A 22,525-nucleotide genomic window follows, 5' to 3' on the forward strand; every position below is an offset into this window, starting at 1 on the left:
GTCTCTTTCTCTTGTGATTTATGTGAAAATTCTCGGTCCACCGACCATTGCTGTTCCACAATCTAGTCTATATTACAGTGATAGTGGACAATTGATAGGGGAAACTGATATCGGTCAAAAAAGATATTGGACGGGACTTCCTTCCATCTCTCAAAATCTCATTGACGCGACGATTTCTGTCGAGGATCGTAAATTTTATAAACATCATGGTTTCGACATAAAAAGGATTGCTGGTGCATTGATTGCTGATTTAAAAGCATTGGATAAAGTGCAAGGTGCTAGTACGATTACGCAGCAATACGCACGGAATCTTTATTTAGGACATGATAAAACATGGAGCAGAAAAGCTCACGAAGCGATTTATACATTAAGACTCGAGATGAATTATTCAAAAGAAGAAATTCTCGAAGGCTATTTAAATACGATTTATTATGGACATGGTGTCTATGGGGTCAAAGCTGCTAGTCAATTTTATTTCGGTGTTGATCCGAGTAAACTATCTGTTGCTCAAGCCAGCATGCTTGCGGGGATTCCCAAAGGACCTTCACGTTATTCACCTATAGCCAACCCTCAACTGGCTAAAGATCGTCAATCCCATGTTCTTGCATCGATGGTTACCCAAACATATATAACCGAAAAAGAACGTGTCCAAGCGGAAAAGACCGAACTTATATTAAACGGTAAGTATCAAGTAGAAAAACAGAGCCACGCTCCTTTTTTCCAGGATGCCGTTAAATCTGCACTAAAAACACAGTTGAAGATCGATGACCGAACCATTGAAATGGGCGGATTAAAGGTTTTTACAACATTAAATGTGAAGCAGCAGGAAATTGCTGAAAAAGCTTTTGCAGACATCCTATCGAAAGATTCATCCATTCAAGCTGCGTTAATCGCAATGGAACCTAGCACTGGCGAGGTTAAAGCTCTTGCAGGTGGTAGAAATTATCAGGAATCACCCTTTAACCGGGCCACACAAGCAGTTCGTCAGCCTGGCTCTACCATTAAGCCGCTTCTCTATTATTCTGCGCTAGAAAGCGGCTTTACGCCTTCAACTACATTATTGAGCGAGCCAACAACCTTTACGTTTGATAAGGGGCAATCATCGTATACGCCCCATAATTATAACAACCAGTATGCAAATGGCGAAATTACTCTCGCACAGGCTATCGCACTCTCCGATAATGTGTATGCCGTGAAGACTCACTTATATTTAGGAAAAGATACATTGATTAAAACAGCTCGTAAATTCGGCATTACGGCAAAAATGGCTCATGTACCTTCTCTTGCACTTGGAACATCTGGAGTAAGACCTATTGAAATGGTCAACGCATACAGTATCTTGGCTAATGGCGGAAAAGAAGTTGAACCAACTTTCATTACCAAGGTCGAGAATGCAAAAGGTGAGGTTATTTTTGAGGCAGATCCTCAAGAAAAACAAATTCTTGATCCTGCTCAGACTGCGGTTATGAACGGGTTGTTAACTGGAGTGTTCGATTCAAAACTAAACGGATATACCAAAGTAACAGGCAGCACCATCCTTCGTGAAATATCACGGATATATGCTGGTAAATCAGGTTCGACCTCTACGGACAGCTGGATGATTGGCTACACCCCAGAGTTAGTGACTGGCGTCTGGACAGGGTACGATCAAGCAAAGAAAATTACTAATCCTTCGGAAAAGATGTATGCGAAAAAGCTTTGGATTCGTTTTATGGAACAAAGTCTTAAGGGTCAGCCGGTTAACTCATTTCCGCAGCCAAATGACGTCATTAATGTAGCTGTCGATCCGATAAGCGGCAAACTTTCAACCGATGACTGCCCTGTGTCAAGACTTACAGCCTTTGTAAAAGGTACGGAGCCTCAGGAATTTTGTACTCAGCCTACCCCTGAAAAGGCGGAGAAGAAAGTCCAGCCAGATGATAAAAAGGCACCATGGTACAAGCGATTCTTAAAAATTTGGCAATAAAGCAAAAAACCTCGAAAGCCAAGGGAGGCAATCGAGGTTTTTTGTGTCCTAGTGCTATAGCGTTGATACGCTGATTTCAGTTTACTTATAAACTGTTAATTCGACAAGAATTATCCAGTTAAACAAGGTAACATTCACACTTTAGACATATCTCAACCTAAGAGGTCTTGTTTTAATTGTTCAGTAGAACGTGCCCACATTCCAGCATCATGATGTTGCAGGAAGTCAGCCAAAATCTTTTTCGATTTCTCGTCCATATGAGAAACAATAATTTTGCGTTTTAGCGATTTATCCATGTTGTTTACATGTTCGGGCAATGATTTGTATCCGCGTCTGATTGACCTGTCTACTGTCATTTCACAAGCGGTTACCCCAGCATACATAGGTCCTTGTTGAGCAGCTTCAATCGTTACCCAAACAAGCCAGTAAAGCTTGCCGTTCGGTACCTCTTCTTTTGTTTTTAAAAATTTAATGCCTCGTTCAACCGTGCTCCTTGCATGCATAGCACCGATATCAACAACGGCATCTCCTGCCTCAACATCAATAATTACCGGTGAGATATTATCTAGGGTTAATACACCAGCTCCATACCCGCCATGGCCTTCTGTCGGGTCATTTTTAATAATATTAAAGCCCAGCTTTTTCTTAGGTTGTTCTTCCATTCCTTACTACCTCCTTTTACAAATATATTAATAAAAGAACAGCGTGAAAAACTGATTCATAAGATCATAAATAAACGGGATCACGATCGAGAAAATCGGTTGAATCGTAATGGCGTTTAATGGTGGAATTATCACCAAGATTAAGAAGATAAGTGAACCATAGTTTTCATATTGTGTCATTTTAGCTCGAGTTGAATTGGATACCAGATCTTCAACAATTCTATAGCCGTCTAATGGCGGCAGCGGAATTAAGTTAAAGACGAATAATACCACATTTAGTTGGATTAATTTATTGATAAATGGTTCCACATAAACCGGTATTGGTTGTCCGGACGCGAAAAATGAATACAGAATGGCATAACCGATTGCCGCCACTACTAGGTTGCTCAATGGTCCGGCAGCTGATACGAGCACCCCGGCAAGCCTAGGATTCTTAAAATAAAACCGATTGACCGGGACAGGTTTAGCCCAACCGAATCCTGCTATCAATAGGAGAATGGTCCCGAAAGGATCCAAATGCTTCATCGGATTCAGCGTCACACGCCCTTGGTTTTTTGCCGTAGGATCACCGAACTTATACGCGACATAGGCATGAGAAAATTCATGGACAGTGAAGGCAATTAATAGCACAGCCACCACATACGGAATTTCTTCTAAATTAAACGCTAAAAATCTCTCCACATGGACTCTCCCTTATCGTTTGATACGATTAGTATACAACAAATTCCTATTGAAGAAAAAAAGTTGAGCTGTCTACCTTTTCTTGCAATTAGTTTTTTGGTATGAAACACTACTGACATACCGTATGAAAGGAGGATGCTGCATGCCCTATGTAACTGTAAAAATGCTTGAAGGACGTACCGAGGAACAAAAGAAAGCACTAGTAGAAAAAGTAACTTTGGCTGTATCTGAAACAACAGGTGCCCCTTCTGAAAATATCACGATCTTCATTGAAGAAATGTCAAAAAACCATTATGCCCAAAATGGCGTACGATTCAGCGATAAGTAACTACATAAAGGAAAAGCTAAGCTTATGACAGCTTAGCTTTTCCTTTTAAGGAGTCAATATATTGATATGCCTCGTCAATCTCCTCTATGCTATATCTCTGCTTACTCTTGAGTGTAAAGATCTTTTCAGCTACCTCTTCCTTCTCCAATGTTTCAAAGTACAAAACCGTTGAAACAAGTTCCAAAAAGCGGGCATTTTTCTCATTCATATCAAGCAGACAATCTTCAAGCTTCGGCATGTCGATTTCGTGCATATCCATAAATCCTTTTCCGGTTTCGGTAATAGAATAGCGGTATTGGTAATATCCTGCTTTCTTTCCTTCACTTCATGTAAATATCCCATATTACATAGCTCTTCAATTCGTAGTGTCAATTCTTCTGAATAAGGGCCATAGAAATGGAACTCAAATTTCTCTTGAAAAGGAAATGACAGCTTTTTAGCGATATATATAATCTTCTGCAGCTTCTTTCTGCCTGCAATCTCACCGGACGCCGCAATGGCATTCATAATTCTAGCGTGCTCCTTGAACAAAGGAAAATCACTCCTCACACAATATTTCCATCAAACTACTTTATTTCAATCTGCCATCTCAAGCAGCCGGCGAATTTGTTGTTTCACGTTCTTGTTTGTCGATTCGTCGCGCAAAAAATCTGCAGGATAATATAATTTATGATCGGTCCGGCGTTTGCCTGAAATCGCTTCGACAATTTCTGATTCTCGTGAAAGCTCACGGATTTCTCCATTGTTTTTCAACAGATGAATCGGCAGACGCTCTTCTTCCTCACCTGGCCGATAGAAATCATACGGCAGATCTGAGGAAGAGTCTACTACCAAATAATAGTCAGGATCTATCCCTGCCTCTTTAAACAGCTTTGTTAGTTCAATCAACTTATTCATTTGCTCATTTGAAGGATGAAACTCGGTATATTTAAACAGGCGGCGATTCATAAACCGACTGCAAAGGTCACGCAGTATTTCATCGCCTTCATGTTCCCAGTTTGCAAAATAATAAAGCATCACGGCTTCATCCATTTTCAGATAATCTTTCAAGGTAACATCACCTTTGAAAAGTGAATGAAAATGAACTGGATCTTGCTCAAAATGGTAGCCCGTTTCATATAAATATTTCGCACGATGCAGCACCTTAGTTAGTATCACTTCGGCACTCCGAGTTACCGGGTGAAAATAGACCTGCCAATACATTTGATAGCGGCTCATGATGTAATCCTCTACGGCGTGCATGCCGCTTTGCTTGATAACAGCTTGGTCCTCACGAGGCCTCATAACGCGCATAATCCGTTCCATGTCAAAATGCCCGTAGCTGACACCGGTAAAATATGCGTCACGCTGCAGATAATCCATCCGGTCCGCATCAATCTGACTCGATATCAGGCTGACAACGAGTTTCCCGCTATAGGTTTTGGCAATGACTTCGGCTACCTTCTTGGGAAAGTCTGCACCAACCTGCGTAAGTACAGCATTCACTTCGGTATCACCAAGAATAATCTTCCTGGTGAATAACTCATGATCAAGGTCAAATACCTTTTCAAATGAGTGTGAAAATGGACCATGTCCTAAATCATGTAGCAATGCTGCACACAATGATAATAGTCGCTCTTCTGGATTCCACTCTGGTCTGCCCTCAAAGACATCATCAATGATTCTGCGGACAATCTCATAAACGCCTAATGAATGACTTAATCGGCTGTGCTCCGCACCATGAAAAGTCAAATACGTTGTCCCTAGCTGTTTTACCCGGCGAAGGCGTTGAAACTCTTTCGTACCAATTAGATCCCATATTACCCGGTCACGCACGTGAATATAGCGATGAACCGGGTCTTTAAATACTTTCTCTTCGCTTAACTTTTCACCGGAATATTCCATGGCCTACCCTCTTTTTTATAGTCTGATACTTTTTAGTATAGCTCGTTCTCGACAGGATTCCTACCTGTCAGTTTTGGTAAAAATGAGTCATATCGTGTGAAGTCCTGCTGTTTCAACATTTTTATTAGCAAAAATATTTTTCTTATCTTATTGTGTCTATATTTTTAGTAAAAACACATTCTGCACTTCTTACATACCACTTTAAAGCGATGAAAAACCTTGATGTTCACTTTAAAAAACTAGTATCCTTCCAAGTTTTTGGTATAAAAAGTCTAACATCTGGCGACAATGAAGACTAGAACAACATAAATAATCTTAAGTCATGACAAATAATTTACAAGAAAGTATAAATTACCAGAAAAGGAGTAGATATTATGAAAGTTCGTCAAGATGCATGGACCGAGGAAGATGATTTATTACTAGCAGAAACCGTTCTCCGGCATGTTCGGGAAGGAAGCACACAATTAAATGCCTTTGAAGAAGTAGGAGATAAATTAAACCGTACGTCTGCCGCTTGTGGATTCCGCTGGAACGCCGTTGTCCGTCATACTTATGACAAGGCACTGTCTCTAGCAAAAAAACAACGGAAGCAACGGAAACGGATACTAGGAAAGGACCTTGGCGGTAAGAAACGTTTACTCTATACCCCTCCAGCGCCGACCATATCCGATATAACTATTCCAGCCAATCAATCTGTTGAAGAGGACATAGAAACTAGTATTCATTTAGATACAGAAGTTGAAACCCCATATATACCAATGGAATATGTAGAAAAAGAACAATCACACACTCAGAATCTTTCACTTGATGCTGTGATTACTTATTTAAAGTCTATGAATGGTACTAGTCTTCAGCTTGAAGTATTACGCACCGAAAATGAGAGACTGAAATTCGAATTAAATGATGTGAGAAAACGGAATCAGGAGCTTGAAAGAAAAGTAAATCATTTAGAGCAGGATACGGGACTGATTCAAGAAGATTATGAAACACTAATGAAAATTATGAACCGCGCTCGGAAACTCGTCTTATTAGAAGAAGATGACCGGCCGGCTACAAAATTCAAGATGGACAGAAATGGTAATTTAGAAAAAGTTGCCGAGTAACCATTGTTAAGTGGAGGCTCGCCTTCATCTTGGGAGAGAGAGCAGGCAGCAGCCTGTCTAATAGATTATAAAAAAATCTGGTCAGTTCCATACGGATGCACCAGATTTTTTACTTGCTTATTATTCATCTATCCTTTGAAACACCTTATCGTTTCGGTCTACCACTCGTTCTAGATACGCTTCATACTGCGGCCATTCATCTGCCTCAAGCTGTGAAGAGGTCAGTTGACCTGCAGACTGCTTAAGTACTTGCAGTAATCTCAACATCACATCAGCTACTGACGATCCGTCCAGCAACTCATCAAGTGATGCCATCACCTCGGGTTGAATGTCTGGATACGTTACCTTCGTTTCATGTGTACCTTTTGCCGCATCATAAAATCCTTTTACTAGGCTTGCACGTTCTGCACCGCTGCCAGAAACACAAAGATAGATTTGTACTGCTACCCCGTTACGAATGCGGCGCTGTGAGATTCCTGCAAACTTTTTTCCGCCAATACTTAAATCATAACTTCCGGGACAGTAAGACCCGCTTATTTCCATTGCTTCAATATTTACAGGAAATTCAGCAAACATCTTTCTTACAAGCTCTAGCATCGTTTCGTAACCACGGTTAATTTCAATCCGATGGTCTCCCTCTGGAAAGACGAGCGAAATATTCAATACACCCGTATCAAGGACAACGGCAAGACCGCCTGAATTTCTCACAATGACTGAGTATCCTTGTTCAGTAAGATACTCTATTCCCTTTTTTAACAATGGCAATCTCGTATCTTGAATACCCAAGACAATCGTTTTATCATGGACCCACGTTCGTGCAGCTGCTGGCGAATTTCCACTTCCAACAGACCCACATAAAGTATCATCGATAGCAAAGGAATTTAGTGCAGACATCCCAAGTCCAATCGATGACTGATCAATAATCCGCCATACAGGCTGAACTAATAACGAACCTGCTTCATTCATAGTTACGCTTCCTTTATATTCAAAATTCATACCTGCCCATTATACCATGATACTTCTTTAACTCCGAAGCGCTTGAGCAGCAGTTATAATCGCCAATTTATAGACGTCTTCCTCATTACATCCGCGTGATAAATCATTAACTGGACGATTAAGACCTTGAAGGATCGGACCTACTGCTTCAAAATTTCCTAATCGCTGTGCAATTTTATAGCCGATATTCCCAGATTCCAAGCTCGGGAAAACAAATACATTCGCATCCCCTTCAATTAATGAACCTGGTGCTTTTTTCGCAGCTACAGATGGAATAAATGCTGCATCGAATTGAAATTCTCCATCAACGATAAGAGTGGGATCCAATTCTTGTGCCAGTTGAACGGCCTCTGATACCCGTTCTGTTTCCGGAGAATGTGCTGAACCCTTTGTTGAGAAGCTTAGCATCGCAACTTTTGGCTCAATATCAAACATTCTCGCCGTTTTAGCACTTTCTACTGCTATCTCTGCGAGGTCTTTATTGTCCGGAGCTATATTGATGGCGCAGTCCCCAAACACATACTTTTCCTCACCGCGCACCATGATAAATGCCCCTGACGTCTTGGCTACACCTTCCTTTGTGCGGATAATTTGCAGCGCTGGACGCACGGTATCAGAAGTAGAATGCGCTGCACCACTTACCAGCCCGTCAGCTTTATTCGTATGAACAAGCATCGTCCCAAAGTAGTTTTCGTCTAATAGAACGTTTCGTGCTTCAGCATCTGAAGCTTTTCCACGCCGCGCTTCAACAAATGAAGCCGCGAGCTCATCCATCAAAATATAGTGTTGAGGATCATAAATTTCCGCTGCCTCGAGTGAAACCCCTAAGTGTTTCGCTTTATCTTGAATCTGCTCAATATTCCCAATTAATACAGGTGTTAATAGCTTTTCTTCTGCCAGCCTGGCTGCTGCAGTAAGTACTCGTTCATCAAGACCTTCTGGAAAAACAATTCTCAAATTATTACCGCTGATTTTCGCTTTTAACGTGTCGAAGATATCTACCATTTTCTACTTCCTCCTCATGTTCTGCGAGATTTGTATATGTATTTGTTATTCCTATTATTGTACAACAGCAAACATTTACTTCCTAACCTGCGCACTGGATATTTTTTCATTTCTACACTTGCCCATGTTCATATATCCCTATTTTTAGTGATTATCACCTATGTTCACAGGGTAAAATAAGATTTATGAACGTTTTTCGAACATTCGCTTACTGGCCGCTAAAAAATTATCTTTACAGCATTCTATGGTATAGTATGGGTATAGAAATGAACTATTAGGAGTGAAGAAGAATGAGTCAAGCAGCACAAACATTAGACGGATGGTATTGTTTACATGACTTCCGCCTAATTGACTGGACATCATGGAAATTATTAAGCAGTGACGAGCGCCAAACAGCCCTTGCAGAATTTCAAGGATTAATGGAAAAATGGAATGCTGTTCAAGATCAAAAAACAGGCAGTCATGCGACCTATTCAATTGTGGGACAAAAAGCTGATTTCATGATGATGTTTGTTCGTCCAACAATGGAAGAATTAAACGAAATCGAAATGGAATTTAATAAATCAAAGCTTGCGGAGTATACAATTCCTGCTTATTCTTATGTGTCAGTAGTAGAGTTAAGCAACTATCTTCCAAGTGAAGAGGATCCTTACCAAAACGAACATGTTCGTTCAAGACTTTATCCAATTCTTCCAAAAGCAAGCCATATATGCTTCTATCCAATGGATAAAAAGCGTGAAGGCAACGATAACTGGTACATGCTTCCAATGGACGAACGTAAAAGCTTAATGCGTTCGCATGGTTTGATTGGTCGTTCATACGCTGGAAAAGTGAAACAAATTATCTCAGGTTCAGTTGGATTTGATGACTATGAATGGGGCGTTACGCTATTTGCTGATGACGTACTTCAATTCAAAAAATTAATTTATGAAATGAGATTTGATGAAGTGAGTGCCCGCTATGCAGACTTCGGTACTTTCTTTGTCGGAAACATTCTTCCAGAAGAAAATTTCCAAGCTTTTTTCACTGTATAATTCAATAAACTCAGTCAGTCTCCAGATGAATCTGGAGACTTTTTTTATGCTCGCATCGATCACCTGTCTTTTTACTTTGATAGGCTGTCATAAAAAGGCAAACCTTCCCATACATATGAAATAGTGAAGTATGTAATTTCTTGAGGGCAATCTAAGCCGCGTTTGAGCGCAGTTTACGATTCACCTTTATCACGAAAGATGATTGAAGAGCTCATTTCTATATTTTAGATATTTGGAGGGAAAGCGATGAAGCAAAACAATATTCCAAATCCATATGAAAGCTACAACCCAAATCAGTATCAGCCTTATCTGGATGTTAGACAGCAGCCACAGCAGCCCTATCCGCAGGGGCAGCAAGGTTATCAACAGCCACAGCAGCCCATGCAACAGCAATACCAGCCCATGCAGCAGCCGCAGTTTACCCAACAACCAGGAACTCAAAGCGGCGGGCCTGTAATACCAGGCATGCTGCCCGTTGAAGAATCCTACATTGAAAACATCCTTCGACTTAATAAAGGGAAATTAGTCACCATTTATGCAACATTTGAGGGGAATAAAGAATGGAATGCAAAGATTTTCAAAGGAATTATTGAAGCAGCCGGGCGCGATCATGTGATCATTAGTGATCCGCAAACGGGACTTCGTTATCTGATTCCAATGGTGTATCTGGATTATGCCACGTTCGACGAAGAAATCGAGTACGAATATCCATATGCCACTGGGCCGGTAAACCTAGCCTCTTACCCCCCAAGATAATGAAAGAGATAAAAAATAAGACCATAAAAGAGATGTCTTCTCTTTCATGGTCTTATTTTTATAAATGTTTGTAAACTGCAATAATTAGCAGCACCCATGATGCAAGGAAAGCTAAGCCTCCGATTGGGGTAATAGCACCGAGCATCTTAATTTGCGTTACACTCAATATGAACAAGCTTCCCGAGAAAAGAAGAATTCCGGCAAACATCATCCAGCCGGACCAATTGATTAACGGACTAGAAATTTTCCCAGCAAGAATCCCGATAACCAATAATCCAGCAGCATGGAACATTTCATATGTAACAGCAGTCTGCCAGGTTTCCAGATACTTGGCTGGAATTTTCCCTTCAAGACCATGTGCTCCAAAAGCACCTAGAGCAACTGCTATAAAAGCATGAATGGCTCCAAGGATAATGAATAATTTCATGTAGAAATCCCTCTTTCTTTTAAAAATCTAGTAATGATTCACCGTTAGCTGCCTCTATTTTTACTGGCTGTGACTGCGGCATTGACGGCATTATGGATGGAACAGGCTGATAATTCTGTACAGCTTTCGGCAGCTTTTGCACGGGGGTAAAGCTGTTCTGTTTCGAACCGCCATCACTTAATACATCACACAGAACCTGAATAGCCATAATGTATTCATTCAATTTTTCTGCTGAACTAGCTTGTTTTGCGTGTGTAACAAGCTGTTCCATTTTATCTAAAATTTTGTCAGATGAAATTTCCATCAAAATCACCTCATTGTCTTTCTCTGCTTTTGACTATATCAAAAATAGCCAGTAAGCACAAAATAGTAAATTAAAAAGTAGTTGAGTCTAGCTTTTAGATTCGAATTTCAAGCAAATTTCACCGGATGCTCGAAGGACCTCTACTGAAGGAAGCCTATTGCTTTTAAATTGATAGGCTCTGCACCCTTTGGGAAATTGCGGATCCCAAGTCACATAGTAATGTTTACAAGCCAAACAATTGATTTTCTTATCTTCCAAGAAATTGCTCCTTTAACTTACCCATTATTTGCTGTTTCACGTGAAACATTTCCAATCTATTTAATCTCCCAATCAATCTCTCTTAACCCTAACTCTTTTAACAAGTAATTCGTTTTTGAGAATGGCTTACTTCCAAAAAAACCTCTCCTTGCCGCTAATGGGCTCGGATGTGCGGAGGTAATCACTCGATGCTTACTTTTGTTAATTAGCGGTAATTTGGATTGAGCAGGTTTTCCCCATAAGATGAAGACTATAGGTGTTTCTTTCTCGTTTAATAATGTAATAACTTGGTTAGTGAATGTCTCCCAGCCTCTGCCTCGATGCGAATGAGCTTCTCCTTCACGGACTGTCAACACCGTATTTAACAACAATACTCCCTGCTTAGCCCACTCAATTAAGCTTCCATGGTTTGGTATACTGCAGCCAATATCATTCTGTAACTCTTTAAAAATATTTCTTAGTGACGGCGGAATCCTCACCTCCGGATTAACAGAAAAACTCAATCCCTGTGCCTGATTTGGACCATGATATGGATCCTGTCCAAGGATAACCACCTTCACCTGTTCAAATGGAGTAAAGTGAAACGCATTGAATATATCCTGCTTATCCGGATGGATAAGATGCTGGTCATATTCAGTTTTTAGAAATTCGCATAAGTGTTGATAATATGGCTTAGAGAACTCTCCGGCCAACATCTGGCCCCAATCATTCTTAATTGTATTCATGATGTACCAGTTCCTCTCTTCATCTCTTGTTTTACTAGTATACGACAAAGGAAGTCTGGTTCCGACTAAGAACCTTCATAAGAAAGTGAAATAACAGAAAGTGAAATAACTTTTTTGGGAACTAGGTTTCTCTATCACCCCTTTATGGATATATAGGAAAGCAGGTAAATTATTGGCTGGAGGCTTATTATGAATAATAAAGTAAAAAAATGGATGAAACAAAAACGATTTCTTGCAGCTTTGATCCTTCTTATCATCGTTGCAATTGTTATTATCTATAACCAGTATAAGCCACTTCCAGAGGGCATTTCCTATGAAGGAAGTGTTCATTTTGTGGACGATGTCGATTTTATTTATGATTTATCATACAAAGATCTGAATGGACAGTATCAGCAGGAGCAAGAGATTTTTGAAACCATTTTTCAAGCCATCGATGAAGCCGAAGAGTTTCTCGTTCTAGACATGTTTTTATTTAATGGATATTACGATGAAAAAACGAAGTTTCCTAAGCTCAGCCAAACACTTACTGAAAAAATCATTACGCAAAAACAAAAAAAGCCTAATCTAAAAGTAGTCTTCGTTACAGATGAAGTGAATACCAACTACAATGCGTATAAATCTAAAGAAATTGAGCAGCTCAAGGAAAATGGTGTGGAGGTTATCATTACAAATTTAGATAAACTTCGTGACCCTACACCTGTTTATTCTGGTTTTTACCGTGCCTATTTACAGTGGTTTGGAGAGAGCGGCACTGGGTGGATTCCAAATCCTATGGCCGCTGAAGCTCCAAAGGTAACCGTTCGGTCTTACTTACGATTGTTGAATATCAAAGCCAATCATCGAAAACTGCTGGCTACTGAGAAAGAGGCGCTTATTACATCAGCTAACCCTCATGATGCCAGCGGCTTTCACTCTAATATTGCTTTCTCCGTTAAAGGAAATATAATTGGAGACTTTGTTAAAGCAGAACAAGCTGTGGCTGATTATTCGAATGGACCCAAGGACTTTCCTGTCTATCATCAAAAGCAAGCTGAACAAGGTGACGTTGCTGTTCAGTTTTTAACCGAGGGGAAAATCACTAAGCATGTCCTTCAAGCCATCCAGGAAAGCAGAAAGGGCGATCAAATTTGGATTGGCATGTTTTATATTGCCGATCGCGATGTTGTCACCTCTCTTACCGAGGCTGCCCAACGCGGGGTATCCCTCAACATGATTCTTGACCCTAACCAAAATGCCTTTGGTTCAGAAAAAATCGGCCTTCCTAACCTTCCTGTAGCCGCAGAATTTGAAAAGCTTGATAATGAACATATCCAAATTCGCTGGTACAACACGACAAAAGAACAGTATCATACCAAATTAATGCTAATTAATAAAAAGCAGACAAACAGCAGTTTAATTATTGGCGGTTCTGCCAACTACACGAGCCGGAATCTTAATGATTATAATCTTGAAGCCAATTTAAAAATCTCTGCCCCAGCTGACGCGGAGGTTTCCCAAGAAGTAAACGATTATTTCGATAGAATTTGGGAGAATCGTGATGGGCACTACACGGTGGACTATAAGGAATATCAAGATAAGCTGCCTGTTTTCAAATACATTATGTACCGGATCCAAAAACTTATCGGCGTAACGACTTACTAACTCTTTTCGAATCCATTCGATAAATAAATGTTTCAACTCCTGTAAAACAGGTTATTTATACTGTATAGCCGCAACACATTTACCTAAATAAAATGAACGTATTCTTAAGGAGGAATTTTTTTATGTATCAAGTACATGTTGTAGAAAATGGATTACAAGCAAAAGAAAAAATTGATCAATTGACTATTACTGAATTTACTAAAGAAAATATTTATCTGTTCGCCCATGATAAAGACCGCTCCGAGCATCTTACAGAGAATACAGATACCGAATCAGTAGGATTGGCTGAATTAGGCCTTATCGATAAAGTAAGCAATATTTTCAAATCTCGTGGAGACGAACTTCGCAAAAGCTTTGTAAATCTTGGATTGACTGAAAATGAAGCCAACCAATATGAAAAAGAATTAGATAAAGGCAAAGTGGTTCTAGTTGCCAGTACAGATGCTAAATAAGTCATTATATGATTAAACAGGGTGTCCCAATATGGGACACCCTGTTTTTTAGCCTAAAATTCGTTGATAAAGAGCTTTAGCATGAGCAAGATCCTTGGTTCCATGAATTAATGCGCGTCCATCTTGAAAAACAACCATCCGCTCACCATTTTTTTCAATAGATAACAAAAATGGGTTCCCTTTTACTTCATAGCCCCCGCCAGCTAAGTCAGAAGCCAGTTTATCAAGTTTAAGATTCCGCTGTGCTGGTGGTCTTACTTGAACCGTATCTCGACCGCAAAGCACCGTCGTCTTCGTTGCGTTTTCAGGTGTTAAAAATGGGTAGGTCGGGGCATCACCACAGGACAAACAATCTGATTTTTTGACTTTAGATACCTTAAAGCTTTGGTATTCATTTCGCCACAAATCAAAGGTTGTAAAGCTCGGTTTGACAGCATCCCAGTCCTCTACTAAAATCTTCAAGGCTTCGGCAGATTGATGTGCAACCACCATTTGAACAGCCGGCGAAATAATTCCTCCTGTATCACAGGTTACCCCTTGCATCGGAATGGTCCGCATCAAACAATGTAAACAGGGTGTTTTTCCGGGAATGATAGTAAAGCTCATTCCCACACTGCCAACACAAGCCCCGTAAATCCAAGGAATTGCATATTTTTGTGCTAAGTCATTGATCACCATACGTGTTTCAAAATTATCTGTGCAATCAATAATTAACGAAACGTCTGGTAATTGTTCCTCAAGCGTAACCGCTGTTGCATCGATAATTAATGCTTCAATTTCCACATCTTTATTAATTTGATTCAAATGGTTTTTGGCAGCTTCAGCCTTTGGAAGTTTTTCTAATACGTCAGCTTCTGTATACAGCTGCTGCCGTTGAAGATTGCTTGCTTCAACATAGTCGCGGTCAATAATCGTCAGCTTACCGACGCCAGCCCGTGTCAGCGCTTCTGCGTTGGCTGACCCGAGGGCTCCAGCACCGACAAGGATAACATGCTTCCCTCGAATCTTTTGCTGTCCAGACTGTCCAATTGGCGTAAATAACGTTTGCCGTGAATAACGCTCGTCCACTATTCTCAGCCCCCGCTTACTGGAGGGATGAATGCTACTATATCGCCGTCAGTCACAACTGTGTCCTCATCTGCAAACTCCTCATTGACTGCTGCCATGACGGCATCCAATCCCTCTAGCTTAAAGTCAGCAGCTAATTTTTCTTTCACAGCAGCAATCGTCAAACCCGCTGCATCAATCGAAACTTCTTCTTTTCCAAGCGCGTCTTTTAAATGGGCAAATAACAATACCTTAATCATCTAGATCCTCCTTTTCAGGCTTACCAGCTGGATACTCGACTGTCTCCAGTTGATTACCGATCCACTTTTCTCCGTCTTCCCAATGCTCTTTTTTCCAGATTGGGACGATCTCTTTAATACGCTCTATTGCGTACCGATTCGCCTCATAAGCATCATTCCGATGCGGTGTACTGACCGCTATTACAACCGCAATATCTGTAATTTCCAGTTTGCCCGTCCGATGGGTAATTGCCGTATTCGCATCAGGCCAGCGTTCACTAATTTCCGCACCAATTTGCTCTAGCTTTTTAACAGCCATCGCTTCATAGGCGTCATAGATAAGAAATAACGTCTTCTTACCTTTTGTCATTTCCCTGACTGTACCAATAAATGTCGTCACTGCTCCAGCATTCCTTGAAACAACTTTGTCAATCACACTCTGAATATCAATAGGTTTCTTTGACAGTTCAAAATTCATAAGTTTACTCCTTTATCGTTCTTTCATTTTTGTTCAATAAACCCAGCTCTTCTTCCAGCTGTTTCGCCTGATGATATTCCTCAGGCATATTCATATTAAAAAACGAGGTAGAAAAGAGATGCGGCTGTTCCTCATATAACCGAAAATCTTGTTCCTTCATTATTTTCACAGTAATGACTGCTAAAAATTCTCTAACTTTCAGCAAATGGTTATCTAGGCAAGAAGTAAGTACAGGCAGGCAGGACTTTTTATACACAGCAAACAGCGGCTGCAGCCTGCCTTCAATTTCCGGTACGACCGCATCGTAACCGTCTGCTGCATCAAGCATTTCCTGTGCTATCCCTGCATGGATAAAGGGCATATCACAAGCAACAGCAATACTGACCTCTGTTCCTGACGATGATAATCCTGCATGAATTCCAGCTAATGGACCGAGGCCCGGATATTGGTCGGTAGTCATCGGATAACCTAAAAAACGATAATCCTCTGGTGTATTCGTAACAATGAGCAATTGCTTTGTCACTTTTTCCAGTTCATCAGCGATTTTAGCAATATTGGTTTTCTCTTTCATAGGAAGAAGCGCCTTATTCTCGCCCATTCTTGACGACTTGCCTCCCGCTAGAATGACAGCTGTTGTATTCATCCCTCACCTCATATCCTACTATTAATCCTTCATATTAAAAAGCTGTATTCGCGAATATCTTGTCTGCTTTCTTGCTTAATCGTATTTGATTTACCAGCAAGTTTCCTGCACATTCTAGCATTTTACAATCAAGATGTATTGTTATATGCTTGTTTAAAGATATTTCGGAACATGCTGAACATATCCTAATCATTATTATTCCCCTCAGGAGGACCGTATCATGACGATGAAAAAAGCAATGACTGTTGCCGGTTCAGATTCTAGCGGCGGCGCAGGTTTACAAGCTGATTTAAAAACGTTTCAAGAGCTTGATGTGTATGGGATGTCTGCACTGACAACCATTGTAACGATGGATCCCAAGGACTGGTCTCATAACGTATTTCCACAGCCAGTTGATGTTTTAGAAGCTCAAATGGAAACCATCCTCTCAGTCGGTATAGATGCTATGAAAACCGGTATGCTTGGTTCCGTAGAGATTATTGAACTCGTAGCCCGGAAAATTGACGAGCTTAAACTTGATAAAGTCGTTATCGATCCAGTTATGGTTTGTAAGGGCGAAGATGAAGTTCTTCATCCAGAAACAGCCGTAGCACTTCGTGAACTGCTTGTCCCTAGGGCGACTGTTGTAACCCCTAATCTTTTCGAAGCAGCACAACTTGCTGGAACAATGCCTATCAAGACGATAGATGATATGAAGAAAGCAGCGATAAACATTCATGCACTCGGTGCAAAATTTGTGCTGATTAAAGGCGGAAATAAGCTGGATCATGATAAAGCAATCGACCTTTTATATGATGGAAAGGATTTTGAAATCCTTGAATCCGAACGAGTGGATACAACCTATACGCATGGTGCAGGCTGTTCTTCATCAGCAGCGATTGCAGCTGAACTTGCACAAGGAAAACCCGTTCGTGAAGCTATTTACTTAGCCAAAGACTATATTACAGCTGCTATTAAACATTCATGGAAGTTAAATGAATACGTTGGCCCCGTCATGCATGGAGCCTATCGAAAATATGGTGTCGAAAAATAATGGAGCTTACTCTCATTTTTGGGAGTAAGCTTTTCTTATCATAAATCCATCTCTTCGCTTTTTGCTAATCTTTTTAGTAAGATTATAAAATACACATGCTAAATAAGGAGGGAAGCGTAAATGAAACCGATTGAACCCACTGACGTTCAACGAGTAATTGATGGATTTGCCAACAAGGATATCTACCTTCACCTAGAAACAACAAATGGAGCTTACGCTACCCATAACAACGAAGATTTCTTTTCTGCAGGTGCCTACATCCGTAACGCGTTGGTACGCTATCAACATGGAAAAATCATTGGAGACAACCCCTACCGTATTGGCCTAAAACTAGACATAGGCTGGATATACGCTGAAGGGCTGAACCACTATGAAGTAGATGAACAAGGAAGATTATTAACGGCTGGACTTGATTCAACCGGAAAGCTTGCCGTTGCATTACAAATTAGCACCAAACCTTTTGAATAACAAGAAGGGAGATGAATGGATTGGAAAAAGAAAGACAGGTTTTAGTAATATTCCCTCATCCCGATGATGAGGCTTTCGGAGTTTCAGGAACAATTGCTTTGCATATCGAAAACAATACGCCAGTTACATATATATGCATGACGCTGGGAGAAATGGGCCGAAACCTGGGGAACCCCCCTTTCGCTACAAGAGAATCCCTGCCTAAAATTCGAAAAAAAGAATTACAAGATGCAGCTGATGCACTTGGGCTTACCGATTTAAGGATGTGGGGATTGCGGGATAAAACCGTTGAATTTGAAGATGATGACAAGCTGACAGAAAAAATTTCCGAAGCAATTCAAGAACTAAACCCATCACTCATCATTTCTTTTTACCCGGGTTACAGCGTCCATCCCGATCATGAAGCTTGTGCAAGAGCAGTTGTCCGTGCAGTTGGTCAAATAGAGGAAACGAAACGTCCTAAGCTGAATTTGGTCGCCTTTGCCAACAATAGTATTGCTGAAATTGGCGAACCCGATATCCTTCATGACATTACAGCCGTTGAAGATAAAAAAATCGCCTCAATTAAAGCTCATCGTTCACAAACCGAATCCATGGTCGCAACTTGGGCAGAAAAAATGAAAAACCAAGACCCAACCTTATTAAATGCGATTCGCCGAGAACGCTTTTGGACTTATAAGTTTTAACTATACAACAAGGCTGTCGAGGATTTCTCGGCAGCCTTGTTTGTTTAGTTGGAAATACTCCCTAGAGTAAAACCTAATCCGGGTAACGCTCTTCTCAAAAATGCTTTTGCACAGAAAATTGGTCGAACTGCACAGAGTTTGGCCACTTCTGAACAGAAATGCCCTCCATTTGCACACTAATCCACCCATTCTGCATACTTTTTCCTCTGTTCTGCACAAGTCAGTTGCCGAGACGATTTTTTTCTGCCTGTAATAATGTGATATTTTTCACAAGTACTCTCTCAATAAAAAAACTGCCTGCGGGGGAGCAGACAGTCAAATAGGGGAATAACATTTAAATCATCGTACTGATAGTATGTCCGTATTTTCTGGTTTCATACAGAATTATTTAAGATTAGTTAATGGTATTCGGTAGAGTCTGTCATCTTTTTTATCAGGATTGCCTCGGCCATCTGTATTGTTGCTGATGAAGTAGAGGTACGTTCCATCAATGTAGACATCTCTTATCCGCCCTTGATCGGTTACGATATCTTTTATGTCTTTAGTTACAATATCATAGGCCTTTAAGGCTTCGCCTCTTAATGACGCGATATAGATTTTGCCGTTGTTATAGGCAATTCCAGATGGAGCCCATGTATTGTCGCCGGCATGGATAAGGGGTGTCTCCATTTCTGCATTCTTTTCATCGCCTTCAATCTCCGGCCATCCATAATTTTTTCCTGGTTCAATCTGATTTAATTCATCTTTCCCGGATTCTCCATGCTCACTGCTGTATAATCTTCCTTCCAAATCCCAGGTAAGTCCTTGCGGGTTTCGATGGCCATAAGAGTAAACATATGAGTTAGGAAAAGGATTGTCGTCGGGTATACTTCCATCTAAATTCATACGTAGTATTTTACCGCCAAGGGAATTTACATCCTGTGCAATCTCTCCTTGTTTGGCATCACCAGTAGTTACATACAGCTTATTATCAAAGCCGATTTTAATCCGTCCGCCGTGGTGATAGTTCCCGCTGGGTATCTGGTCAAGTAAAACATTCGTTTCTTTCCAGCTTCCCTCTTCATATTGAAGCGTGACTACCCGGTTGACAGGCTTCCCATCTAATTCATATGTATAATAAGCAAACCCTTGGCCGCTGTCTTCAAATCCTGGAGCAAGTAAAAAGCCCAGCAGACCTGCCTCAGATTCTTCAGACAGTTTTTCTTTTAACTCCACAGGTTCTCGTTTCACTTTTCCGTCCTTTAATTGCACAATGGAACCCGTTCGTTCTGATACAAACAAGGTTTCCTCCACTTCTTGAATAGACCATGGTGCGTCAAGCCCGCTGAGTAATACTTCAGGCTTATCACTTGCTGTCTTCCCTGTCTGTTCCATTTGCAGATTCTCGTTCTCAGTATGATCCGGTTGGGTAATATCCTTCAGTGAACAACCTGCGAAAAGTAACACAATCAGCACAATCAGCAGCTTTTTCTTCATTTTCTCCCCCCAGAAATAATTCTACTTAACTGCTTGTTCATTTAAAGCAGCATGTATGGCTTGTGCAACGCCGCTTTCATCATTTATACCTGTCGTCAAATGACATATTTTCTTTATTTCTTCCGGTGCATTACCCATTGCAACCGCTCGTCCAACCCGTTCAAACATGGACATATCATTAAAATTATCACCGATAGCCATCGCTTCATTCAAGGTGATGCCTTTTTCCTGCAGATAAATTTCAAGTGCGATTCCCTTTTGTGCCTGTGCATGAGAAATTTCCAAATTCCCATGGCCTGACGAGGTAACCGCTAGACTTTCTATTTGCTTCAGTTCTCCGCCAGCTTCCCCTAATAATTCTAGATTATTAGAAAATATAAGTATTTTATAATAACTTAGATTGTCTTTAGACAGAAGATCATAATAACTTGGAATGGTTTTTACCTGACCAAGTGAAAGGCGGTTATGCACGATTTGGGTAATCTCCACTGGATCAATATCTGGGTTAGCTGTTACATATACATCCACAAGAGCAGCCTCTGACTTTTCGTAGTTTTTAGAATACGTACCCTCATTGGTATAGATTTCAAAATAGATGTGTTTCTGTTCTAAGTAATCGACCACTTGTTTAACATCGTTTTTATCCATTGTATTTGATGCAGTGATTTCTCCTGATTTGGTTAGGATGACTGCACCATTTACACCAATAACGGGACATTCTAGATTCGTTTCATCCAAAGCAAACCGCGCTTCTTGATACGAGCGCCCAGTTGCAATTATTACTTCTACACCTTCAGCTTGAGCTCGTTCAATTGCTTCTTTGTTTTCTTTACTGACTTTCTGATTTTTGTTTAATAAGGTACCGTCCATATCGATTGCAATAGCTTTTATCACTGTATACACCTCTAGTTTGTCTGTTTCTGTCATTGTAACAGATTTTTCTGACTGATTCTCTCTTACAGTCTCTCTCTATATCTGTAACCATTCTTAGCACAGTTGAAACAAGCTGAATAGCCCTATTGTCTGCTTTTTTCCAAATAGTTATTAGTAAAAAAAGACCTGCTCAAAATGAGAGGCCTTTTTTACCGATATTCTTATTGATGCTGAAGAGCGATTTGATTCATTTTATCCTCTAGAGTTTTCTGGATTTCATTAATCTGCTCGAAATCCATGGCCGCAATGTAAATCTCTTCAAGCTTGTCGTGCAACTCCTTAGCTTGAGACAGATAATTTGTCGCCGACGTCATTTTTGCTCGGTATCTTTCAGAAATCTCTTTTATTTCTTTCGCATAAATATCATCTGTTGCGGGTAAAATCGCTGTTTTATATATATCCACAATTTCGTCCCCTTCCCGGCTAGGAAAGTATTCGTGGGGAGCCGTGCTATCAAAGATAGCCAAGCCCAATTCGCGGACAATGACCATATCCAGACTAAACGGGTCGAATCCACAATGATAGATTTCTACATCGAAGCCTCTTTTCGTCGCTTCCGCTGCTAGTTTCTTCAGCATGGTAGATTTCCCGCTGCCTGGGCGGCCCTTTAAAAAGAAACGCTTTGGAATATCATTGGTTAAATTCGGGACATAATCGACCGCTCCAGTTGGTGTGGCTGCTCCTAAGAAGCGATGCCGGACATCTGAGGTTTTATTAAGGACCATCTCACCAAAAAAGAGTGTCATGAGCTTTTCAGTTAATCGATTCAGCTTTGTAAAGTCAAGATTATTAATATAGATTTCTTCCCATTCATCATGAACGGAAAGGGCCTCGGCAAATAGCTTGTATGCCTGTTCATAGGCCATTTCGATGTCCTCTGTTAACTGAACGATGTCACCCTTTTTATCACTCAGCTGACTCGAATTCCATGCGGTCCCAAGGTTCACGTATTCTTCAACAGCACCCGGTGCCTTAGGTTCAATTACATGCGGGGGTGTACCATCAACAATGCCCGCCTTAAGTGTTGGAAAAATGATTCCATCAATAGACTGGGCATCTGAGGCACAATGTAAGTACTCCACATCAACCCCTCTTTCTTCCCAAATCAAGCCTAGTTTCTTCATGAGCGTTGATTTACCTGTTCCTGGGCCACCTTTAAGAATAAATAGTTTCTCTAGATTTTCTAAATTTGTTTCATATAAACTATAAAAGCCCCGGGCTGTATTCCCGCCTGCAAAGTAATGTCTAGTTTTCCCCTTCAAGTGCGAACACTCCTTTATGATAACGTGTTTCGCTACAG

Annotated in this window: 25 protein-coding genes and 1 pseudogene; 10 read left to right on the forward strand and 16 right to left on the reverse strand. The window is 40.7% G+C overall.

Translation table 11 applies throughout. The features are described 5' to 3' along the window. The coding region (locus WYK_RS20675; RefSeq protein WP_040376329.1) for a transglycosylase domain-containing protein at positions 1 to 1,966 on the forward strand (1,966 nt) is incomplete at its 5' end. Positions 1,967 to 2,118: 152 nt separating this feature from the next. On the opposite strand, the gene WYK_RS20680 is transcribed toward WYK_RS20675, so the two are convergent. Next, positions 2,119 to 2,628: a YwhD family protein gene (locus WYK_RS20680; RefSeq protein ID WP_040376330.1), complete on the reverse strand. Its 510-nt coding sequence runs from the start codon at positions 2,626 to 2,628 to the stop codon at positions 2,119 to 2,121. 27 nt (positions 2,629 to 2,655) lie between these two features. After that, a complete protein-coding gene (locus WYK_RS20685) occupies positions 2,656 to 3,309 on the reverse strand; it encodes a site-2 protease family protein (RefSeq protein WP_040376331.1) in 654 nt (217 codons plus the stop codon). Between the two features lie 142 nt (positions 3,310 to 3,451). On the opposite strand from WYK_RS20685, the gene WYK_RS20690 reads away from it, so the two are divergent. Next, the gene (locus tag WYK_RS20690) at positions 3,452 to 3,637 is read left to right on the forward strand and encodes a 2-hydroxymuconate tautomerase (protein WP_040376332.1); all 186 of its coding nucleotides are present in this window, start codon (positions 3,452 to 3,454) and stop codon (positions 3,635 to 3,637) included. Between the two features lie 22 nt (positions 3,638 to 3,659). Here the strand turns inward: WYK_RS20690 and WYK_RS20695 are convergent. Beyond that, positions 3,660 to 4,168: pseudogene (locus WYK_RS20695) on the reverse strand (YwgA family protein). A gap of 45 nt (positions 4,169 to 4,213) precedes the next feature. Beyond that, entirely contained in the window at positions 4,214 to 5,521 is a 1,308-nt protein-coding gene (locus tag WYK_RS20700; protein ID WP_040376333.1) for an HD domain-containing protein, read from the reverse strand. Between the two features lie 374 nt (positions 5,522 to 5,895). On the opposite strand from WYK_RS20700, the gene WYK_RS20705 reads away from it, so the two are divergent. After that, the gene (locus WYK_RS20705) at positions 5,896 to 6,624 is read left to right on the forward strand and encodes an RsfA family transcriptional regulator (RefSeq protein WP_040376334.1); all 729 of its coding nucleotides are present in this window, start codon (positions 5,896 to 5,898) and stop codon (positions 6,622 to 6,624) included. A 120-nt stretch (positions 6,625 to 6,744) separates the two neighbouring features. On the opposite strand, the gene WYK_RS20710 is transcribed toward WYK_RS20705, so the two are convergent. Next, positions 6,745 to 7,590 (reverse strand): lipoate--protein ligase family protein, encoded by an 846-nt coding sequence (locus WYK_RS20710; protein ID WP_040376335.1) that lies wholly within the window; start codon positions 7,588 to 7,590, stop codon positions 6,745 to 6,747. A 57-nt stretch (positions 7,591 to 7,647) separates the two neighbouring features. Further along, entirely contained in the window at positions 7,648 to 8,625 is a 978-nt protein-coding gene (pta, locus tag WYK_RS20715) for a phosphate acetyltransferase (RefSeq protein ID WP_040376336.1), read from the reverse strand. 290 nt (positions 8,626 to 8,915) lie between these two features. Here pta and hemQ point away from each other — a divergent pair, with 290 nt between their 5' ends. Together hemQ and gerQ are read left to right on the forward strand one after the other, a co-directional pair. Then, positions 8,916 to 9,659, forward strand: a complete 744-nt coding sequence (gene hemQ, locus WYK_RS20720) for a hydrogen peroxide-dependent heme synthase (RefSeq protein WP_040376337.1) — start codon at positions 8,916 to 8,918, stop codon at positions 9,657 to 9,659. Between the two features lie 246 nt (positions 9,660 to 9,905). Then, complete coding sequence (gene gerQ, locus WYK_RS20725; protein ID WP_040376338.1) at positions 9,906 to 10,415, forward strand: spore coat protein GerQ; 510 nt, start codon at positions 9,906 to 9,908, stop codon at positions 10,413 to 10,415. Between the two features lie 58 nt (positions 10,416 to 10,473). On the opposite strand, the gene WYK_RS20730 is transcribed toward gerQ, so the two are convergent. The 3 genes from WYK_RS20730 to WYK_RS20740 form a co-directional block, all read right to left on the reverse strand. Then, on the reverse strand, positions 10,474 to 10,842 hold the full coding sequence (locus WYK_RS20730; protein ID WP_040376339.1) for a DUF423 domain-containing protein: 369 nt from the start codon (positions 10,840 to 10,842) through the stop codon (positions 10,474 to 10,476). 19 nt (positions 10,843 to 10,861) lie between these two features. Next, the gene (locus WYK_RS20735) at positions 10,862 to 11,146 is read right to left on the reverse strand and encodes a YwdI family protein (protein ID WP_040376340.1); all 285 of its coding nucleotides are present in this window, start codon (positions 11,144 to 11,146) and stop codon (positions 10,862 to 10,864) included. 314 nt (positions 11,147 to 11,460) lie between these two features. After that, positions 11,461 to 12,129 (reverse strand): uracil-DNA glycosylase, encoded by a 669-nt coding sequence (locus WYK_RS20740; protein ID WP_174391536.1) that lies wholly within the window; start codon positions 12,127 to 12,129, stop codon positions 11,461 to 11,463. A gap of 189 nt (positions 12,130 to 12,318) precedes the next feature. Between WYK_RS20740 and WYK_RS20745 the strand changes: the two genes are divergently transcribed. Then, positions 12,319 to 13,770: a phospholipase D family protein gene (locus WYK_RS20745; RefSeq protein ID WP_040376341.1), complete on the forward strand. Its 1,452-nt coding sequence runs from the start codon at positions 12,319 to 12,321 to the stop codon at positions 13,768 to 13,770. A gap of 122 nt (positions 13,771 to 13,892) precedes the next feature. After that, positions 13,893 to 14,222, forward strand: coding sequence for a YflT domain-containing protein (locus WYK_RS20750; RefSeq protein ID WP_040376342.1), 330 nt, complete (start codon positions 13,893 to 13,895; stop codon positions 14,220 to 14,222). A 48-nt stretch (positions 14,223 to 14,270) separates the two neighbouring features. On the opposite strand, the gene WYK_RS20755 is transcribed toward WYK_RS20750, so the two are convergent. From WYK_RS20755 to mobA, 4 genes are read right to left on the reverse strand one after another with little or no spacing between them, the layout of a single operon-like run. After that, positions 14,271 to 15,290 carry a MoeB/ThiF family adenylyltransferase gene (locus tag WYK_RS20755; protein ID WP_040376343.1) on the reverse strand — a complete coding sequence of 340 codons (1,020 nt, stop codon included), beginning with the start codon at positions 15,288 to 15,290 and terminating at the stop codon, positions 14,271 to 14,273. 5 nt (positions 15,291 to 15,295) lie between these two features. After that, on the reverse strand, positions 15,296 to 15,529 hold the full coding sequence (gene moaD / locus WYK_RS20760) for a molybdopterin converting factor subunit 1 (RefSeq protein ID WP_040376344.1): 234 nt from the start codon (positions 15,527 to 15,529) through the stop codon (positions 15,296 to 15,298). After that, the gene (locus tag WYK_RS20765) at positions 15,522 to 15,986 is read right to left on the reverse strand and encodes a molybdenum cofactor biosynthesis protein MoaE (protein ID WP_040376345.1); all 465 of its coding nucleotides are present in this window, start codon (positions 15,984 to 15,986) and stop codon (positions 15,522 to 15,524) included. The genes moaD and WYK_RS20765 overlap by 8 nt, the downstream gene beginning before the upstream one ends. A 4-nt stretch (positions 15,987 to 15,990) precedes the next feature. Continuing rightward, entirely contained in the window at positions 15,991 to 16,629 is a 639-nt protein-coding gene (mobA, locus tag WYK_RS20770) for a molybdenum cofactor guanylyltransferase (protein WP_040376346.1), read from the reverse strand. A 220-nt stretch (positions 16,630 to 16,849) separates the two neighbouring features. Between mobA and pdxK the strand changes: the two genes are divergently transcribed. From pdxK to bshB2, 3 genes are all read left to right on the forward strand, one after another. Next, positions 16,850 to 17,662, forward strand: a complete 813-nt coding sequence (gene pdxK, locus WYK_RS20775; protein WP_040376347.1) for a pyridoxine/pyridoxal/pyridoxamine kinase — start codon at positions 16,850 to 16,852, stop codon at positions 17,660 to 17,662. Between the two features lie 120 nt (positions 17,663 to 17,782). After that, positions 17,783 to 18,130, forward strand: coding sequence for a YojF family protein (locus WYK_RS20780; RefSeq protein ID WP_040376348.1), 348 nt, complete (start codon positions 17,783 to 17,785; stop codon positions 18,128 to 18,130). A 20-nt stretch (positions 18,131 to 18,150) separates the two neighbouring features. Next, positions 18,151 to 18,816, forward strand: coding sequence for a bacillithiol biosynthesis deacetylase BshB2 (gene bshB2 / locus WYK_RS20785; RefSeq protein ID WP_040376349.1), 666 nt, complete (start codon positions 18,151 to 18,153; stop codon positions 18,814 to 18,816). Positions 18,817 to 19,200: 384 nt separating this feature from the next. On the opposite strand, the gene WYK_RS20790 is transcribed toward bshB2, so the two are convergent. The 3 genes from WYK_RS20790 to WYK_RS20800 all read right to left on the reverse strand — a co-directional run bounded on the left by WYK_RS20790 (position 19,201) and on the right by WYK_RS20800 (position 22,487). Next, the gene (locus tag WYK_RS20790) at positions 19,201 to 20,292 is read right to left on the reverse strand and encodes a PQQ-dependent sugar dehydrogenase (protein ID WP_040376350.1); all 1,092 of its coding nucleotides are present in this window, start codon (positions 20,290 to 20,292) and stop codon (positions 19,201 to 19,203) included. A gap of 21 nt (positions 20,293 to 20,313) precedes the next feature. Continuing rightward, a complete protein-coding gene (locus WYK_RS20795; RefSeq protein WP_040376351.1) occupies positions 20,314 to 21,186 on the reverse strand; it encodes a Cof-type HAD-IIB family hydrolase in 873 nt (290 codons plus the stop codon). Between the two features lie 200 nt (positions 21,187 to 21,386). Further along, complete coding sequence (locus WYK_RS20800) at positions 21,387 to 22,487, reverse strand: PRK06851 family protein (protein ID WP_040376352.1); 1,101 nt, start codon at positions 22,485 to 22,487, stop codon at positions 21,387 to 21,389. Between the last annotated feature and the right edge of the window lie 38 nt (positions 22,488 to 22,525).

The organism is Peribacillus psychrosaccharolyticus ATCC 23296 (assembly GCF_000305495.1).
GTDB lineage: Bacteria > Bacillota > Bacilli > Bacillales > DSM-1321 > Peribacillus > Peribacillus psychrosaccharolyticus.

Coding starts and splice junctions, on each gene's coding strand:
- WYK_RS20680 (WP_040376330.1), bottom strand. CDS start 2,628: ATGGAAGAACAACCTAAGAAAAAGCTGGGCTTTAATATTATTAAAAAT.
- WYK_RS20735 (WP_040376340.1), bottom strand. CDS start 11,146: ATGGAAATTTCATCTGACAAAATTTTAGATAAAATGGAACAGCTTGTT.
- WYK_RS20750 (WP_040376342.1), top strand. CDS start 13,893: ATGTATCAAGTACATGTTGTAGAAAATGGATTACAAGCAAAAGAAAAA.
- WYK_RS20690 (WP_040376332.1), top strand. CDS start 3,452: ATGCCCTATGTAACTGTAAAAATGCTTGAAGGACGTACCGAGGAACAA.
- WYK_RS20780 (WP_040376348.1), top strand. CDS start 17,783: ATGAAACCGATTGAACCCACTGACGTTCAACGAGTAATTGATGGATTT.
- WYK_RS20700 (WP_040376333.1), bottom strand. CDS start 5,521: ATGGAATATTCCGGTGAAAAGTTAAGCGAAGAGAAAGTATTTAAAGAC.
- moaD (WP_040376344.1), bottom strand. CDS start 15,529: ATGATTAAGGTATTGTTATTTGCCCATTTAAAAGACGCGCTTGGAAAA.
- mobA (WP_040376346.1), bottom strand. CDS start 16,629: ATGAATACAACAGCTGTCATTCTAGCGGGAGGCAAGTCGTCAAGAATG.
- WYK_RS20740 (WP_174391536.1), bottom strand. CDS start 12,129: ATGAATACAATTAAGAATGATTGGGGCCAGATGTTGGCCGGAGAGTTC.
- WYK_RS20730 (WP_040376339.1), bottom strand. CDS start 10,842: ATGAAATTATTCATTATCCTTGGAGCCATTCATGCTTTTATAGCAGTT.
- pdxK (WP_040376347.1), top strand. CDS start 16,850: ATGACGATGAAAAAAGCAATGACTGTTGCCGGTTCAGATTCTAGCGGC.
- WYK_RS20765 (WP_040376345.1), bottom strand. CDS start 15,986: ATGAATTTTGAACTGTCAAAGAAACCTATTGATATTCAGAGTGTGATT.
- hemQ (WP_040376337.1), top strand. CDS start 8,916: ATGAGTCAAGCAGCACAAACATTAGACGGATGGTATTGTTTACATGAC.
- WYK_RS20710 (WP_040376335.1), bottom strand. CDS start 7,590: ATGAATGAAGCAGGTTCGTTATTAGTTCAGCCTGTATGGCGGATTATT.
- WYK_RS20790 (WP_040376350.1), bottom strand. CDS start 20,292: ATGAAGAAAAAGCTGCTGATTGTGCTGATTGTGTTACTTTTCGCAGGT.
- WYK_RS20705 (WP_040376334.1), top strand. CDS start 5,896: ATGAAAGTTCGTCAAGATGCATGGACCGAGGAAGATGATTTATTACTA.
- gerQ (WP_040376338.1), top strand. CDS start 9,906: ATGAAGCAAAACAATATTCCAAATCCATATGAAAGCTACAACCCAAAT.
- WYK_RS20745 (WP_040376341.1), top strand. CDS start 12,319: ATGAATAATAAAGTAAAAAAATGGATGAAACAAAAACGATTTCTTGCA.
- pta (WP_040376336.1), bottom strand. CDS start 8,625: ATGGTAGATATCTTCGACACGTTAAAAGCGAAAATCAGCGGTAATAAT.